Raw genomic sequence first — 14,953 nt, 5'->3', positions numbered from 1 at the left:
CGAGAATGCCAGCGGCGCGAACGACGCGTGCGCGGGCCCGGTGAGTGAAAGCGCGCTACATCCCCGATAGCTTCGTCACATACACATTCAGCGTGCCGCCGGCCTCCGCGACCACCCGCAGCGTCTTCGCGTCGAAGGCGATATCGGCCAACGTCAGACTGCTGATATTGGCTTCGACCTTGAGGCCGTCCTCGCTCTTCTGGAAGTCGGCGATCGCGGCTGCGACCCTCTCGCGGGCGTTGGCCGCGATCGGCTTCAGATCGAGCGTCGCCTTCTGCACCAGCGCCTGCTGCATCTGCGGCACCACTGCGCGCGCGGCGGCCCCTAGCAGGCCGAAGGCCGCTTCGGATTCCACCGCGAGCTGGATGTCGGCGAGGCGCAGCGTCTGCTGGGCCTGGTCGAGCATCGGCCGGCCCCAGATATGCACGGTCGCCTCCGCGCCGAGGCCGAGCCAGCTCTTCTTCTCCTTGGCGCGCACCAGCAGCGAGATCAGCAGCCGGTCGCCCGATGGGATCACGTTGACGCTCTTCACGGTGACGTCGACCGGGCCGGAGCCGTCCTCAGGATAGGTGTGGCCCACCATCTGCGCGGCGATGAGCTTGTTGATCTCGGTGAAGGGCACGTCGATCGGCACGCCGATGTTCACGCCGGTGCCGGTCGGCGGCACGATCGAGATCTTGTCCGGGAACGGGCAGTCCGGCTTGGTTGGCGTCGTCGTGACGCGGGTCTCGGCTTCCAGGCCGAGCAGCAGGGTGACGGCCTTCGCGTCGACACGCGGCTGCGCGGCGATCGCCCGCACCGGCTTCATCTCGAGCCAGAGCGGCGGCAGGGAGGCCGAAGATCCCGTGCCTTGCAGTGAGATCGAACGGCAAGCCTTGGCCCATTGCAGCTTTGCATTCTCCCGCAGAGAGGGATCGTTGCGGATGCGTTCGGAGGCAGCGTTGAGTTGTTCGCCCACCGTCTTGTCGATCAGCGGCTTCACCTGCGCCGGCACGTTGACCTTGGCGCCGGCGACCGAGAGATTGGTGTCGCCGAGATTGACCTGGGCGCCGAGATTGGGCTCCAGGTGCCAGTTCGCCGCGAGCTTCGGGCGCGAGGTGACGACCACGTTGCCATTGATCTCGGCGCTGGCATTCAAATTCTTGATGTTGACCGCGCCGATCTGTTTGGCGGCATTGCCGCCGAGCACGTTGCCGAGCGCCTCGCCGAGCGCGCCGGTAGCCTTCGACGACAGCGATCCCGTCACGTTCAGCTTGCCGGTGAGCGGTGTCGACAGCGTCAGCACGTCCTTGTCGCCGACGGCGGACATCGGACCACGCGCGGCCGTCCAGCCGATGTCGGCGTTCTGCAGGATCTGCGAGATCGGGTTGTCGGCCTTGCCGGCGAAATTGCGCGGCGCGGCCCTCTCGGCCTGGTCGCGGATCGCCGCCAGCGCGATCGACACCGGGGCCACCACGATCGAGCTCTTGGCGACCGGGGGCAACGGCGGCAGCTGCGCGACGGGCGGCGCGGAATTGGTCGCGCGCGGCGACAGCCAGTCCATCGCCTTCAGGCTGATGAAAAACGACGCCGCGAGGACCGCGACCGCGATCAGGACAGTCTTCAAGTTCAACGTCAGACGCATCAATCCCCCAGACCGCCCGGGGTGGATTCTACAGGGCGGGAGAGGAGGGCGCTAGAGCGCATGGATGGGGTGGAATTGGGGCGAATGGGTTAACGGCTGCGGCCTCACCGTGCAGCGTGTTCAAACCGTCATCGCGTGGCCCGCCTCGGCCTGCGGACCGCTCTCACATTGCCGCGACTGCCGCCGCCGCAGAAGAAGCGATCGCCGCCATCGGACTCCAATCCTGAGACCATCGTTCCGGCGGGCAGATCGAGCTGCTCGAGTACCTTGCCCGTATCAGGGTCGATCCGTCGCACGTCACTTTCCTCGCCCTCCCAGGTGCCATGCCAGAGTTCACCGTCCACCCAGGTCACGCCGGTCACGAAGCGCTTGCTTTCGATGGTGCGAAGAACCGTCCCGGTCTCCGGATCGACCTGATGAATCTTCCGCTCGCGATATTGGCCGACCCAGAGCGAACCTTCGGCCCAGGCAAGTCCGGAGTCGCCGCCGCCGCCCGGCGCGGGGATTGTGGCGAGCACCTTGCCGGTCGCGGCGTCGATCTTCTGGATGCGATCCTCGGCGATTTGGAACAGGTGCTTGCCATCGTACGCCGTTCCTGCATGCGCGGCGACATCGATGGAGCGTGCGATCCTGCCGCTTGCCGGATCGACCGCATTCAACTTGTCGCCGGACGCGAACCAGACGTGCGTGCCGTCATAGGTAACGCCATGGACGGTCTCGACGCCCGCGAAGGGTCCGTACTCCCTGACGATCTCGGCGGCTGAACGCTTCATGTGCTTGATCCCGGTTGAGGGCTTCCATCCTACGTCTTCAGGAGCGGTCCGTGGAGTAACAAGCCTGTCGGGAAACCCGGGACAGGCGGGGTCATCCAGCGGCGCGCCCGTCCGTGCCCGAACGACTGCACCTTGCTCGATCTGGCCAGCTCCTCAAGCGCCCGCTGAACCGTGCGCGGGCTCATGGCAAGCGCGAGCGCGAGCGCCGAGCTCGACCACGGCTCGCCATCGGAGAGGAAGGCGAGGACATCGGCGTGCTTCTCCTCGACCGGCCGCGCCAGCACGATGACGTCGCGCGTCTTCCGCGGCGCCAGCACAAAACCCTGCTTCGTCGCGCTGACATCGGCCAGCGGTTTGAGCTGGGTGCGGAGCCGCCCGATCTCGACCCGCAACCGCGCGCGGTGCGATTCATCCACGTGCCTCGCTCGAAACGCAGCGGCGATCAGCGTCTCTCGCGAGACATCCGCCGGCCATGCCTGTGCCAGAAGACGGGCGAGCGCGAACAGCACCGGTCGCGTTCCGAGCGACACGACCACGCCTCGCCTGCGCACGACGTGATGGAAGGTGTCCAGGACGAGTGCTGTCGAGGTCGCCAGTCTTTCGACCTCCCCGAGCAACAACGGGTGTTCGCCGCCGCGGGAGATCAGGCGCGCCGCGGGCGTATCGAGGATAAGGTTCGTGCTGTAAACTTCCGCCGTCAGTGCTGGGATTCCGGCCAGCCGCGCTGCCTTGGCCGCGCGGTCGAGCGCGGCACGCGCGGCTTCCGTCCTGAGCCGCCTGATCGCAATGCCCGCGACCACCAGCTCGCGGGCAACCTGAGACGCAGGCGGAAGCGATGCGGTGCTGACCTCGGCGAGCGTGCGCTCTGCCTCGTCGACGCGTCCGACGAGGAGCAGGCGGCGCGCCTCGATGTGGCCCGCATGCGCGGCATTGGCGAGATCGCCGTGCTTTTCGAGCGTCGCCCGCGCCGCCGCGAGCGCTTTCACCGGCCAGTTCAGGTCGCGCGAGACGAGCGCGATCTCGGCCTCGGCCACGACACACCTTGCGCGCGCCACCGCCTCTCTCGGACCGAAGGCGCGTGCAGCACTCCGCAGCAGCGTCTTCGCCTTTGCGAGATCGCCGAGCTGCGCCATCGCGATGCCGCGCAGTGCGAGCGAAGGCGGGTCGTTGCGCAACGCGACACGGTTCAATGCGCCGAGCGGATCGCCAGCTTCAAGCGCGCGCGCCGCGGCCGTGATCAGCGATTCCATTCAAATCCCGCCACACTTGTTACTCCCACCGCGCAACCGTCCGGTGCCAGAAATCGTTTACGGCCGACAATGTGCGGTGAGGGGCGATCGGTTCCGCGTCTGTCATAGCGAGACGCAGAACGATCGTCCAAGCAAGAGCTTTGGAGAACCATGATGACATCAGTCGAGCACTCAGGAAATAGCGGACAGCCCGCCATGCAAACACCGCCGGTGGTGTCGCCGCAGGACTGGGAGGCAGCCCGTCAGCAACTGCTCGTGAAGGAAAAGGCGCACACCCGTGCCCGCGACGCCCTGGCCGCCGAGCGCCGGCGCATGCCGTGGATGGCGGTGGACAAAACCTATGCGTTCGAGGGGCCCGGCGGCAAGGTCAGTCTGCTCGATCTGTTCCAGGGCCGGCGGCAGCTGATCGTCTACCGGGCCTTCTTCGAGCCGGGCGTGTTCGGCTGGCCAGATCATGCATGCCGCGGCTGCTCGATGGTGGCCGATCAGGTCGCCCATGTCGCCCATTTGAATGCCCGCGACACCACACTCGTGTTCGCCTCGCGCGCGCCGCAGGCCGACATCGCACGGCTGAAGAAGCGGATGGGCTGGATCATGCCATGGGTCACCATCACGGACAGTTTCGATGCCGATTTCGGCGTCGACGAATGGCACGGCACGAACGTGTTCTACCGGGACGGCGACCGCATCTTCCGTACTTATTTCGTCAAGAGCCGCGGCGACGAGCAGATGGGCGGCACCTGGAACTACCTCGACATCACGCCACTCGGCCGGCAGGAGGTCTGGGAGGATTCGCCCAAAGGCTATCCCCAGACGCCGACCTACAAATGGTGGAACTGGCACGACAGCTACACGGAAGGCGCCGCGCCCGACAAGAAGTGGGTGGAGATCTCGGACGCCGGCGAGAAGGCCTTCCGCGAAGAGGCCGCGAGCGAAAGGCGATGACCCATCCCGTCAGCATCGCCGCCGGGACTGGTCGCGACAGCAGCGTGGCCGCCCGCCATCTCGCCAGATGGCTTGGCCTCGCGGCGTCGCCGACCTTCGCGATCATGGCCTTGCTGACGGCCGTGCTCGGCGGCGGCACGGCCGACATGCTCTGCTCCGCTGAACATGGCTCTTTGCTGGGCGGGATGGTCCCGATGTATCTCCTGATGAGCGCGTTTCATGCCTCGGCGTGGCTGAGACTGATCTCGGAACGGCGCGCAGGCGGGCGGCGGTAAGGCCGTTGGTCACCCGCCCCATCCTTCGAGACGCGCGCAAGAGCGCGCTCCTCAGGATGAGGCTCAAAGGGCATTCGTGACTTGGCGCAGGTATCGCGGAGCGGCGTTTCGCTGGCGCAACGAGGTCTGTCAGGCCGTCTCCTGTTAGCCGCGCACTCAGTCCTCATCCTGAGGAGCCCGCCGCAGGCGGGCGTCTCGAAGGATGATGTGATCCGCGCTTCGCCAATTCGTGAAGTTCGGTAAAATCGCTGCGCATGAAAGCCTCTTTCTTGGCGCGGCTCCATTTCTTCAGCTTGCGTTCGCATTCGATCGCGTCGGTGATCCTGTCGAACCATTGCGAGAAGACCAGCGTGACGGGTCTGCGTAACTTTGTATAGCCGCCGAATGTCCCGGTGTTGTGCTGAGCGACCCTGATTTCAAGCTCGGTCCGTGTCGTTCCGATGTAGTAGCTGCCATCGGCGCATCTGAGAATGTAGAGGTACGCGCCTTCTGTCATCGTGCCCGCCCCATCCTTCGAGACGCGCGCAAGAGCGCGCTCCTCAGGATGAGGCTAACTGGCATCTGTGGCTTTGTGCAAGTATTGCGTGTGTAATTTGTCGGTGTAACAAGTTCGTCGTACAGGTTGGGCGGCCGCATACTCCGTCCTCATCCTGAGGAGCGCGCCGGAGGCGGGCGTCTCGAAGGATAAGCCGCAATCGCAAGTCAAAATGGCGTGGTGCCCCGGGGGCCGCTATTGTGAGCCCGACACCGATTGCAGATAAGCAACCACCTTGCCTGCTTCCTCGGGCGAGATGCCGCCATAGGGCTGCATCTTGTTGCCGGACACGACCTCGTCTGGCTTGACGATGAAGCGCGTGAGCTTGTCCTGATCCCAGACCAAGTCCGCATCCTTCATGGCGGGAGAATAGTTGTAGTCCGGCAGCGAGCCTGCCTTCCGTCCGACGATCTTGCTGAGGTTGGGGCCGAGCCGATTGTCGCCTTCCTTCACGGAGTGGCAGGTGCGGCATGAATTGTTAAAGGCTTGTCGAGCCGCGTCGTCGCTCGCCGGTTGCTGCGCGAGAGCAGAGGGCACAGAGAAAAGCCACAGCAATCCTCCCGCGCTCGCGATCGACCACAACCATCGGCTTCGCGACGTTTGCCGGACTGACTGCATCTGCGCCTCCGTGATGATTGCGCTCGTGCCTCTCAAAGCGCGGGCGCCCGGAGAGCACCATGCAAACGAAAATGGCCCCGGAGGGTTCCGGGGCCGTTTGCGTCACAATGTCCTGTTGCTCACCGCGTTGCGCTACCGAGGTCCGCGCGGCGCTCCGTCATCGGGAGCACGATCACCTTGGTGCCGACGTTGACGCGGGAGTAGAGGTCGGAGACGTCTTCATTGGTCAGGCGGATGCAGCCGGAGGAGACGTGCTTGCCGATGGTGTCGGGGGCGTTGGTGCCGTGGATACGGTAGATGGTGCCGCCGAGATACATGGCGCGGGCGCCGAGTGGGTTGCCGGGGCCGCCAGCCATGTGGCGCGGCAGATAGGGCTGGCGGGCGATCATCTCCGGCGGCGGGGTCCAGTCCGGCCACTCGGCCTTCCTGGTCACCGATTGTGTGCCCGACCAGGTGAAGCCGTCGCGGCCGACGCCGATGCCGTAGCGAACGGCCTGGCCGCCACCGAGCACGTAATAAAGATAAGTGTTGGGCGTATCGATGATGATGGTGCCCGGCGCCTCGCGTGTGGCGTAGGACACGGTCTGGCGGCGGAAGCGGGCCGGCATCTCGACGGCGTCCTGATCCTCGGACGGCGCGGCCTGGTAGGGCGTCGCCTGATAGGGCTGGTACGGCTGCGGTGCGGCGATCGGCGGCAGCGGCTGAAAGAAGGGGAAGAGTTGCACGGGCGCGGCCTTGGCCGGGGCGGCGAATGCGATTGCGGTAACAGCCACTGCGCTCAAAGCAACGGCGCGCGAATAACTCTTGAACGTGCCCAGATTGAACATTTGATCGCCCCTGTTTGCTCGGTGTTCTTGCTCACCGCGGCACCGCTTGCGGTGCTCTGTTGCAGAGATCACTAACGGCAAAAGGTTTCGGGACGTTTGCACGGAAAACCGAAAACGGTTTCATGGCGGCAACGATTGTTTCATGACAGTTTCGTGGCTCGGCCAGCCCGTTAACGAACAAAACAGCCCGTCGACACTTCTGTGACGTCACACGCCTGAAACATCCGTGGTTGATGGTCGTAAGCCGAGAATCATCAAAATCTCGGGATTTTCCCATGCGGGTATTAATCGCGACTGACGCCTGGCATCCGCAGGTTAACGGTGTGGTGCGGACGTTGACCTCGCTGGCCAATGCCGCCAAGGCGCTGGATGTCGAGATCGACTTCTTGACGCCCGACGGCTTTCCGTCATGGCCGCTGCCGACGTATCCGGGCCTGCGCATCGCGCTGCCCAATGCTAAAGAGATCGCGCGGCGGATCGAGAAGGCTGCGCCGGAAGCCCTGCACATCGCCACCGAAGGGCCGATCGGCTGGGCCGCGCGGGCCTATTGCCGACGCAACCGCCTCGCCTTCACCACCTCCTACACGACGCGCTTTCCCGAATACGTCTCGGTACGCACCGGCATTCCTGCCGCCGTCGGATATGCCGTGCTGCGCCACTTCCACGATGCCGCCGCCATGACCATGGTGGCGACGCCGTCGCTGCGGCAGGAGCTCTCCGAGCGTGGCTTCAAGCGGCTCGGCTTTTGGACCCGCGGCGTCGACACCGAGCTGTTCCATCCCGACGCTCCCGCAAGGCTCGATCTGCCGCGGCCGTTCTTCATGACGATGGGACGCGTGGCGGTGGAGAAGAATCTCGAGGCGTTCCTCTCGCTCGATCTGCCCGGCACCAAGGTGGTCATCGGCGACGGCCCGCAGAGGGCGCTGCTCGAAAAGAAATATCCGGCCGCCGTCTTCCTCGGCGAGAAGAAGGGCGCGGACCTCACTGCGCACCTCGCCGCGGCCGACGTGTTCGTGTTTCCGAGCCTGACCGACACTTTCGGCGTGGTGCAGCTCGAGGCGCTCGCCTGCAGCACGCCGGTTGCGGCGTTTCCGGTGACCGGACCCAAGGACGTCATTGCCGACCACCCGATCGGCGCGATCGATCAGGATTTGCGCGCCGCCTGCTTGCGCGCGCTCACCATGTCGCGCGAGACCTGCCGCAACTTCGCGCTGGAGCGTTCCTGGGAGAACAGCGCGCGGCAGTTCGTCGGCAATCTTACTTCACTTCAGCCCAGCCGTATCCTGCGCGCCTCGCCGGTGATGGCGCGGCGGCCGGTGCGCGGCTGATCCTCACCGTTTTGAACCACAGCGAGAACCTCAGAGATGGCTAAGATCATGAACCTTGATGGCACCCAGCAGCTTGACCTCACCCGTGGTACGGTCGAGCAGGCCTATGACCGCTGGGCGCCGGTCTACGACCTCGTGTTCGGAGGCGTGTTCGCCAAGGGCCGGCAGGCGGCGATCGCGGCTACCAACAAGATCGGCGGCCGCGTGCTCGAGGTCGGCGTCGGCACCGGCATCTCGCTGCCGATGTACGCTCCCCATCTGCGCATCTTCGGCACCGACATTTCGGAAGCGATGCTCGACAAGGCGCGCCAGCGCGTCACCGATGGCAAGCTGAAGAATGTCGAGGGCCTCGCGGTGATGGACGCCGAGAAGCTCGAATTCCCCGACAATTCCTTCGACGTCGTGATGGCGCAATATGTCGTCACTGCGGTGCCAAATCCAGAAAAGGCGCTCGACGAATTCGCGCGCGTGCTGCGCCCGGGCGGCGAGCTGATCATCCTCACTCGCGTCAGCGCCGATGCCGGCATGCGCCGCTTCATCGAGCAGAGGCTCCAGCCGGTGGTGCGTCCGCTCGGCTTCCGCACCGCCGAGTTCGCCTGGTCGCGCTATGCGAAGTGGCTCGCCGGCGCCAACGGCATCGAGCTGGCCGAGCGCCGCCTGATTCCGCCGCTCGGCCATTTCTCGCTGGTGCGCTTCCGCAAGCTCGACGTCGCCAAGGCGGCGTGAACAAGGCGGCTCGAGTGTGTAATTGCTCCTCATGGTGAGGAGCGCGCTGTTGCGCGCGTCTCGAACCATGGAGGCCCGTCTATCGCCAGTTGGGCCTCGCCCTTCGAGACGCTTGCTTCGCAAGCTCCTCAGGGTGAGGAGATAGAGTAACCCGTGCGTCACCGCGTCGCTGCACATCGTCACATGACAAAATGATGATGTCACATGGCGTACATCGAATCTCTGTAAATCCCGTACCCGAAAGCATTTTGGGGGAGAGCATGATCAAGAATTATCTCGAGCAGCTGCGGATCCAGCGTTGGGACGACCATCGCTACTATCATCACAGCCGCATCAATCAGAGCCTGCACTTCGTCAGCGCCCTGAGCTTCCTGTTCGCCTATGTCTGGCTGTTCGTCGATCCCATGATCTCGGCGCTGGTCGGCTGGCTGGTCTCGATGACTTCGCGCCAGGCCGGTCACTTCTTCTTCGAGCCGCACGGCTACGACCACATCAACCAGGCGACGCACGAGCACAAGGAAGAGATCAAGGTCGGCTACAACCTTCAGCGCAAGGTCGTGCTGATGTCGATCTGGGCGGCATCGCCGCTGGTGCTGTTCGCCGATCCCTCGCTGTTCGGACTGTTCAAGCCCTGGATCGGAGCGACCGACTTCATGCGTCAGGTCGCCAAGATCTGGCTCGCGGTCGGCATCGGCGGCCTCTTGTTCCGCACCGTGCACCTGTTCTTCATCCGCGACGTCGAGACCGGCCTCGTCTGGATGACCAAGATCTTGACCGATCCCTTCCACGACCTGATGCTCTATCGCAACGCGCCGCTGGCGCTGATGCGCGGCGAGCTGATGGACCCCGGCCTGCATCTCAACCCCGAGCACACGCTGGGCTTGCTCGGCGAGCCCACGCTGGAAGAGCAGCACGCCTGATACGCTCATTGCCCAGACCACGAATGTCTATTGCTTGCGTCATGCCCGGGCTTGTCCCGGGCATCCACGTCTTAGAACTGTCGCGCGGAGACGCGTGGATGGCCGGGACAAGCCCGGCCATGACGACGTTGGAGGAATTAACCTCAGCGCCCGAAGCGCTTGGCCAGCATCTCTTTCAGGATCTGCCGCTTGATGCGCTTGTTGGTGAGCGCGGCATCGTGCCACCAGAAGCCGTCGGCTTTCATCTTCGCCGCGGCGCGGACGAAGCGGTCGGCGACTTCGGCGAAGTCGGCGTCGGTGTAGTTCAGGCTGAAGATCAGCCGCCCGGTGCCGACCCAGCTCAACGACAGGCCTTCGGCACGCAGGTAATATTGCAGCATCCAGTTGTAGCGGGACGGTTTGGTGTACTTCACCGTCCAGATCGACGACAGATTGGCGACCTGCACTGGCAGGCCGGCACCCTCCAGCATCTGGTTGAGCTTTTGCGCGCGGCCGTTCCAGGTTTCGTCCAGATGGTCATAGACGGCGCGGAAGTTGGGGCTGGCGAGCCGGCTCAAAAACTCGTCCATCGCCGTCATGACATAGGGATGCGAGTTGAAGGTGCCGCGGGCGAAGCAGACGTCGGCGGGGCGGTCGTCGCGGAAGCGACGCATCAGCTCCTTTTTGCCGCAGACCACGCCCACCGGCAGGCCGCCGGCGAGGCTCTTGCCGTAGGTCACCATGTCGGCGCGCACGCCGAAATAGTCCTGGGCGCCGCCGGCGGCGAGGCGGAAGCCGACAAAGACCTCGTCGAAGATCAGCACGATGCCGCGCTCGGTGCAGACCTCGCGGAGCTTTTTCAGCCATTCGGCGTAAGCCGCGCGGTCGAAATTGCCGCCGCGGGACGAGTCGACCAGCGCGGAATCGCCGGGCGCGTTGGCGTTCGGATGCAGCGCCTGGAGCGGATTGACCAGCACGCAGGCGATGTCGCGGCGCGTACGCAGCACCTGCAGCGTCTTCTGCGACATTTCGGCGAGGGTGTAGGTTTCGTGCGCGGGAATTGGGTTGCCGACGCCGGGCTGCACGTCGCCCCACCAGCCGTGATAGGCGCCGGCGAAACGAACGAGATGGCTACGCTTGGTGTGGTAGCGTGCAAGCCGCACCGCCTGCATCACGGCCTCGGTGCCGGACATGTGGAAGGAGACTTCGTCGAGGCCGGAGATCTGGCAGAGCCGCTGCACGTTCTCGAGGATGACGGGATGGTAGGGGCCGAGCACGGGGCCGAGCGCATGCGCGCGTTTCTCGGATCCCTCGATGCATTCCTTGTAGAAGTCGTTGCCGAAGATGTTGACGCCGTAGGAGCCGGTGAGGTCGTAGGAGATGTTGCCGTCGACATCCCTAACGGTGACGCCGCTCGAGGACTCCATGAAGGTCGAGGTGCCCAGATTTTCGCGGACCAGGCGCGAGAACTGGAACGGCACGCGGTAGGTTTCGGTGAAGTTCAGGTCGGAGATCTTCTCCGCCGCTTCCCTGGTCATCACGCGCCCTTTCGGGTAGCGATCGGCGTAGACGCGCGCGAGGCGGAAGAAGGCATCCTTGCGCTGCATCACCACGTTCGCCGGCGCGCCGTCGCAGCCGAAGTATTCATCCCCTTCGAATTCGTAGAACGGGACCAGCCGCGCCACCCGGCGCGACATTTTGGAGTGCCCGGAGAGCGAGCGATGCTTGGCGCGGGACAGTTCGATCCGCGCCTTGAGCTTCGGGAAGGCAGCGGCGGCGGACGCTGCGGCGGCCACGGACAAAGAGAGAATCGGGAGTGTCGTTTCCATGACAACAAGCGCTAACCTTGCGAGCTGACAGATTCATGACAGTCAAAGCCCTCATCGCCTCTTTCACCCAGCAGGAAGACCTCAACTTCCTGTTGACCAACCGCATCCCCCGCGCCGCGCTGACCCGCTTCATGGGCTGGTTCTCCAAGATCGAGAACACGTTGGTTCGGGACGGCTCCATCGCGCTGTGGAAGCTGTTCTCGGACCTCGATCTGTCGGAGGCGCGCAAGAGCCACTTCAAGAGCCTGCACGACTGCTTCACCCGGGAGCTGAAGCCGGGCCTGCGGCCCTTTGATCCCGACCCTTCCATTGTCGCGAGTCCCTCCGACGGCATCGTCGGCGCCCATGGCCGGATCGCCGATACCGAGCTGTTCCAGGTCAAGGGCGCGCCCTATTCGCTGCTCGACCTCGTCGGCGATTCCGCCCTTGTCGACCAGCACCGCAACGGCTCCTTCGTCACACTGCGGCTGACCTCGAGCATGTATCACCGCTTCCACGCGCCTTTTGACGCGCATATCGAGCGCGTCACGCTGATCCATGGCGACGTCTGGAACGTCAACCCGATCGCGCTGAAGCGGGTCGAGCGCCTGTTCTGCAAGAACGAGCGCGCGGTGATCCGCACGCATCTCAGCTCCGGCGAGGCGGTGACGCTGGTGCCGGTTGCGGCGATCCTGGTCGCGAGCATCCGCCTGCACTTCCTCGATATGGTGCTGAACGCGCAGACGCGCGGCCCGGTCAACTTCCCTTGCGACGTCAACGTGAGCAAGGGCGAGGAGCTCGGCTGGTTCGAGCACGGCTCGACCATCATCATCCTCGCGCCCGGCGATTTTTCGTTTTGCGATGGCATCGCCGAAGGCACGCGCATCCGGGCGGGCCAGGCGCTGCTGAGAAAAAACTAGTCTTCATTCCGCCGTCTCGGCCGCCTATATCGTCCGCGGGGACGATTCGACACGGCGAGATCTTTCGATGGCGCGGGCGCCGGTTCTGGCAGCGGGTGGTATTGTGCTGCGGCGTGGTGCGCCGCCGCTGATCGCGGTCGTACGCCAGCGCAAGCGCAACGAATGGGTCTTGCCCAAGGGCAAGCTCGACGACGGCGAGACGCCGAAGCAAGCCGCGCATCGCGAGGTGCTGGAGGAGACCGGCCACGACGTCGCCGTCCACGAATTCTTGGGCACGCTCGTCTACCAGTCCGGCGGGCGCTCCAAGGCCGTGCATTTCTGGCGGATGGAGGCCGAGGGCGGTCCGGTCCGCAAGCTGATGAACGACATCAGGGCGGTCGACTGGCTGACGCTGGAGGATGCGACCGCGCGGCTGTCGCGCGAGTACGAGCGCGCGTTCCTGGTGCAGATCGGCCCGATCGCGCTGGCGGCCGCGGGGCTGGCGCCGGCCGACGCTGAAATCGCGTCGCCGCTTGCAAGCGAGGACGTCGACGCCGCCATGCAGACCCTGACACCGGCCGAAGCGGCGTCCGTCGACGAACTGCGGCATGGTCTGCTGCAAAAGGTGAAGGCGTGGCTGCGCGGCGAAGCGTGAGCTGTCTTCACCTCGCCCCGCCTGCGGGGAGAGGTCGGAATTCAAGCGTAGCTTGAATTCCGGGTGAGGGGGACTCTCCGCGAGTCCGTCTTTCACCGCCGACGCGGAAGCAGCCCCTCACCCCAACCCTCTCCCCGTAAGAACGGGGAGCGCACCGACGCTGTTGATGCGCTTTGCATTCTACCGCCGCTCCTTCTTCTCCTTCGGAGCCAGCGCCGGCTTGCGCGGCGCCGCGGGGCGCTGTGCGCCGGGCAGGCGCTGCTGCATCCCGCCTGGGCGCTGGAATTGTTGTTGCGGCTGGACGGCCGGTTGTGCGCCGGGCGGCAACCCCGTGCGCGGCGGCTGCGCTTGCGGCGCGCCGCTCGGCTGTGTGCCTTGACCGGTGCGCGGCACGCCCGCCGGCTGTCCCGCACCTTGCCGCTGACCCTGGCCCGCACGCGGCGTGCCCGGCTGCACGGCGCCGCCTTGTCCTTGCCGCTGGGGCGGCTGCTGCGCGCCTTGGCGGTTTGGCGCGCCCGGCTGTTGCGGACCCGGACGGTTGTTCTGTCCCGGCTGGCCGTTCGGCCGCTGCGGCTGTTGTCCCGGCGCGGTCGTCGGCCGCAATTGCTGCTGTTGCGGCGGCTGGGCCGGCCGCGGAATGCGGCTGCTTGCGGTAGGATTGGCGCGGCGGAAGTCGCGCTGTTCGGTGACGATCTGGCGGCCCGTGGTCTGGGCCAGATGTACCTGGCTGACGAAGCTGCGGTCGCGCGCGATCTGCTGCGGCGGAATCGTGATCGGCACCGCGGCAAAGCGCATGCCGCCGGCGCTGCCTGCGCTCGCGCGAATCGCAAAGCCGCTGGCGCCTTGCGTCAGCGCGCCGAGACGCGTGCCGCTGCTGCGGTCGTCGACGTCGATGTGCCCGACCCGGCCGTCGGCGTCCGGATAGAGCTTGATGTTGACGTTGGCGGCGCTGCTGGCGGCCGCGCCCACGGGCACGTTGACGACGCCGGTAGTGCCGCGGATGCCGAGCGTCGCCGTCGGCGTGGTGATCTTCATGTCGCCGGTCTTCGCCACCGCTGCGGCGACGAAGGCGACCGTGCCCTTGCCGATGTCGACGATCGCCGAATTCTGCTTGCCGCCGTCCTCATAGACGTAATTGTCGATGGTGATCTTGGCGCCGGCGGAGAGGTTGAACGTGGTCGCGTCGTTGAAGGTGATGCCGAGCGCGGAGTTCGAGGAGGTCTGCACGATGTCGTTGAGGTAGATGTCGTCGCGGACTCGCAGCGGATAAGAATTTCTGTCGCGGATAACGGTCGCGATGCCCGTCACGGTCGCGACGTTGCCGATCGGCTCGACGGTGGCGGGCTGGGCGTCCGCCGCCGGTGTCGGCGAGGCTGCCGGCGCGGGGGAGGGTGTCGGTGCCGGCTGGGCTTGCGGCTGTGCCTGCGCAAGCTCGATTGCATCCGATGCAGAAGCCACGCTCGCGCCGGCCAGCGGCAGCACCAGCAGCGGAAGCGCGAACACGAAGCGGCGCCAGGCCACGATAAAATCCACGAGGAGATCCCGGTGAGAAACGCGAGGCGAGAGTGCGCAGTTTCAACCGGGGCAGGCTGAACGGCGGATGAACATCTGTTGCATAAGGGGGAGGCGAACGTTAGTGCCAAGTCTATTAGTGCTAAGTCTATGAGCCGGCCCGCCGAAACGATACCAACAATCGAAACGTCGGTGTCTCCACATCGTCATGGCCGGGCTTGTCCCGGCCATCCACGCCTTGACGCGCAGCACCAAGAACGTGGATGCCCGGGACAAGCC

15 protein-coding genes are annotated in these 14,953 nt (G+C 65.3%); 7 read left to right on the top strand and 8 right to left on the bottom strand.

Features of this window, described 5'->3' with window-relative positions:
- Positions 1–55 precede the first annotated feature (55 nt).
- From FXV83_RS27255 to FXV83_RS27245, 3 genes are all read right to left on the bottom strand, one after another.
- The gene (locus FXV83_RS27255; RefSeq protein ID WP_148742669.1) at positions 56–1,624 is read right to left on the bottom strand and encodes a DUF4403 family protein; all 1,569 of its coding nucleotides are present in this window, start codon (positions 1,622–1,624) and stop codon (positions 56–58) included.
- Between the two features lie 128 nt (positions 1,625–1,752).
- Entirely contained in the window at positions 1,753–2,397 is a 645-nt protein-coding gene (locus FXV83_RS27250) for a Vgb family protein (RefSeq protein ID WP_148742668.1), read from the bottom strand.
- Positions 2,398–2,426: 29 nt separating this feature from the next.
- Positions 2,427–3,647 carry a helix-turn-helix domain-containing protein gene (locus FXV83_RS27245; protein WP_148742667.1) on the bottom strand — a complete coding sequence of 407 codons (1,221 nt, stop codon included), beginning with the start codon at positions 3,645–3,647 and terminating at the stop codon, positions 2,427–2,429.
- Positions 3,648–3,797: 150 nt separating this feature from the next.
- Here FXV83_RS27245 and FXV83_RS27240 point away from each other — a divergent pair, with 150 nt between their 5' ends.
- Both FXV83_RS27240 and FXV83_RS27235 read left to right on the top strand, forming a co-directional pair.
- On the top strand, positions 3,798–4,592 hold the full coding sequence (locus FXV83_RS27240) for a DUF899 domain-containing protein (RefSeq protein ID WP_148742666.1): 795 nt from the start codon (positions 3,798–3,800) through the stop codon (positions 4,590–4,592).
- Entirely contained in the window at positions 4,589–4,867 is a 279-nt protein-coding gene (locus tag FXV83_RS27235; RefSeq protein ID WP_148742665.1) for a hypothetical protein, read from the top strand. Before FXV83_RS27240 ends, FXV83_RS27235 begins: the two co-directional genes overlap by 4 nt.
- Positions 4,868–5,030: 163 nt before the next feature.
- Here the strand turns inward: FXV83_RS27235 and FXV83_RS27230 are convergent, their stop codons facing one another.
- From FXV83_RS27230 to FXV83_RS27220, 3 genes are all read right to left on the bottom strand, one after another.
- Complete coding sequence (locus FXV83_RS27230; RefSeq protein WP_148742664.1) at positions 5,031–5,363, bottom strand: GIY-YIG nuclease family protein; 333 nt, start codon at positions 5,361–5,363, stop codon at positions 5,031–5,033.
- 234 nt (positions 5,364–5,597) lie between these two features.
- Positions 5,598–6,020, bottom strand: a complete 423-nt coding sequence (locus FXV83_RS27225) for a c-type cytochrome (RefSeq protein WP_148742663.1) — start codon at positions 6,018–6,020, stop codon at positions 5,598–5,600.
- Positions 6,021–6,139: 119 nt separating this feature from the next.
- Positions 6,140–6,847 carry a L,D-transpeptidase gene (locus FXV83_RS27220; RefSeq protein WP_187436188.1) on the bottom strand — a complete coding sequence of 236 codons (708 nt, stop codon included), beginning with the start codon at positions 6,845–6,847 and terminating at the stop codon, positions 6,140–6,142.
- Between the two features lie 275 nt (positions 6,848–7,122).
- Between FXV83_RS27220 and FXV83_RS27215 the strand changes: the two genes are divergently transcribed.
- The 3 genes from FXV83_RS27215 (at position 7,123) to FXV83_RS27205 (ending at position 9,821) form a co-directional block, all read left to right on the top strand.
- Positions 7,123–8,175 carry a glycosyltransferase family 4 protein gene (locus tag FXV83_RS27215; protein ID WP_148742661.1) on the top strand — a complete coding sequence of 351 codons (1,053 nt, stop codon included), beginning with the start codon at positions 7,123–7,125 and terminating at the stop codon, positions 8,173–8,175.
- A 36-nt stretch (positions 8,176–8,211) separates the two neighbouring features.
- Positions 8,212–8,901 carry a class I SAM-dependent methyltransferase gene (locus FXV83_RS27210; protein WP_148742660.1) on the top strand — a complete coding sequence of 230 codons (690 nt, stop codon included), beginning with the start codon at positions 8,212–8,214 and terminating at the stop codon, positions 8,899–8,901.
- Between the two features lie 260 nt (positions 8,902–9,161).
- Positions 9,162–9,821 (top strand): hypothetical protein, encoded by a 660-nt coding sequence (locus FXV83_RS27205; protein WP_148742659.1) that lies wholly within the window; start codon positions 9,162–9,164, stop codon positions 9,819–9,821.
- A 143-nt stretch (positions 9,822–9,964) separates the two neighbouring features.
- On the opposite strand, the gene FXV83_RS27200 is transcribed toward FXV83_RS27205, so the two are convergent.
- Positions 9,965–11,629, bottom strand: coding sequence for an aminotransferase class III-fold pyridoxal phosphate-dependent enzyme (locus FXV83_RS27200; RefSeq protein WP_148742658.1), 1,665 nt, complete (start codon positions 11,627–11,629; stop codon positions 9,965–9,967).
- Positions 11,630–11,664: 35 nt separating this feature from the next.
- Here FXV83_RS27200 and asd point away from each other — a divergent pair, with 35 nt between their 5' ends.
- Together asd and FXV83_RS27190 are read left to right on the top strand one after the other, a co-directional pair.
- On the top strand, positions 11,665–12,528 hold the full coding sequence (asd, locus tag FXV83_RS27195) for an archaetidylserine decarboxylase (protein ID WP_148742657.1): 864 nt from the start codon (positions 11,665–11,667) through the stop codon (positions 12,526–12,528).
- Positions 12,529–12,595: 67 nt separating this feature from the next.
- Entirely contained in the window at positions 12,596–13,162 is a 567-nt protein-coding gene (locus FXV83_RS27190; RefSeq protein WP_148742656.1) for an NUDIX hydrolase, read from the top strand.
- Positions 13,163–13,342: 180 nt separating this feature from the next.
- On the opposite strand, the gene FXV83_RS27185 is transcribed toward FXV83_RS27190, so the two are convergent.
- A complete protein-coding gene (locus FXV83_RS27185; RefSeq protein WP_187436195.1) occupies positions 13,343–14,686 on the bottom strand; it encodes a FecR domain-containing protein in 1,344 nt (447 codons plus the stop codon).
- Positions 14,687–14,953 lie beyond the last annotated feature (267 nt).

The organism is Bradyrhizobium hipponense, assembly GCF_008123965.1.
Lineage (GTDB): Bacteria > Pseudomonadota > Alphaproteobacteria > Rhizobiales > Xanthobacteraceae > Bradyrhizobium > Bradyrhizobium hipponense.
This window is presented reverse-complemented; position numbering and strand designations above follow the sequence as displayed.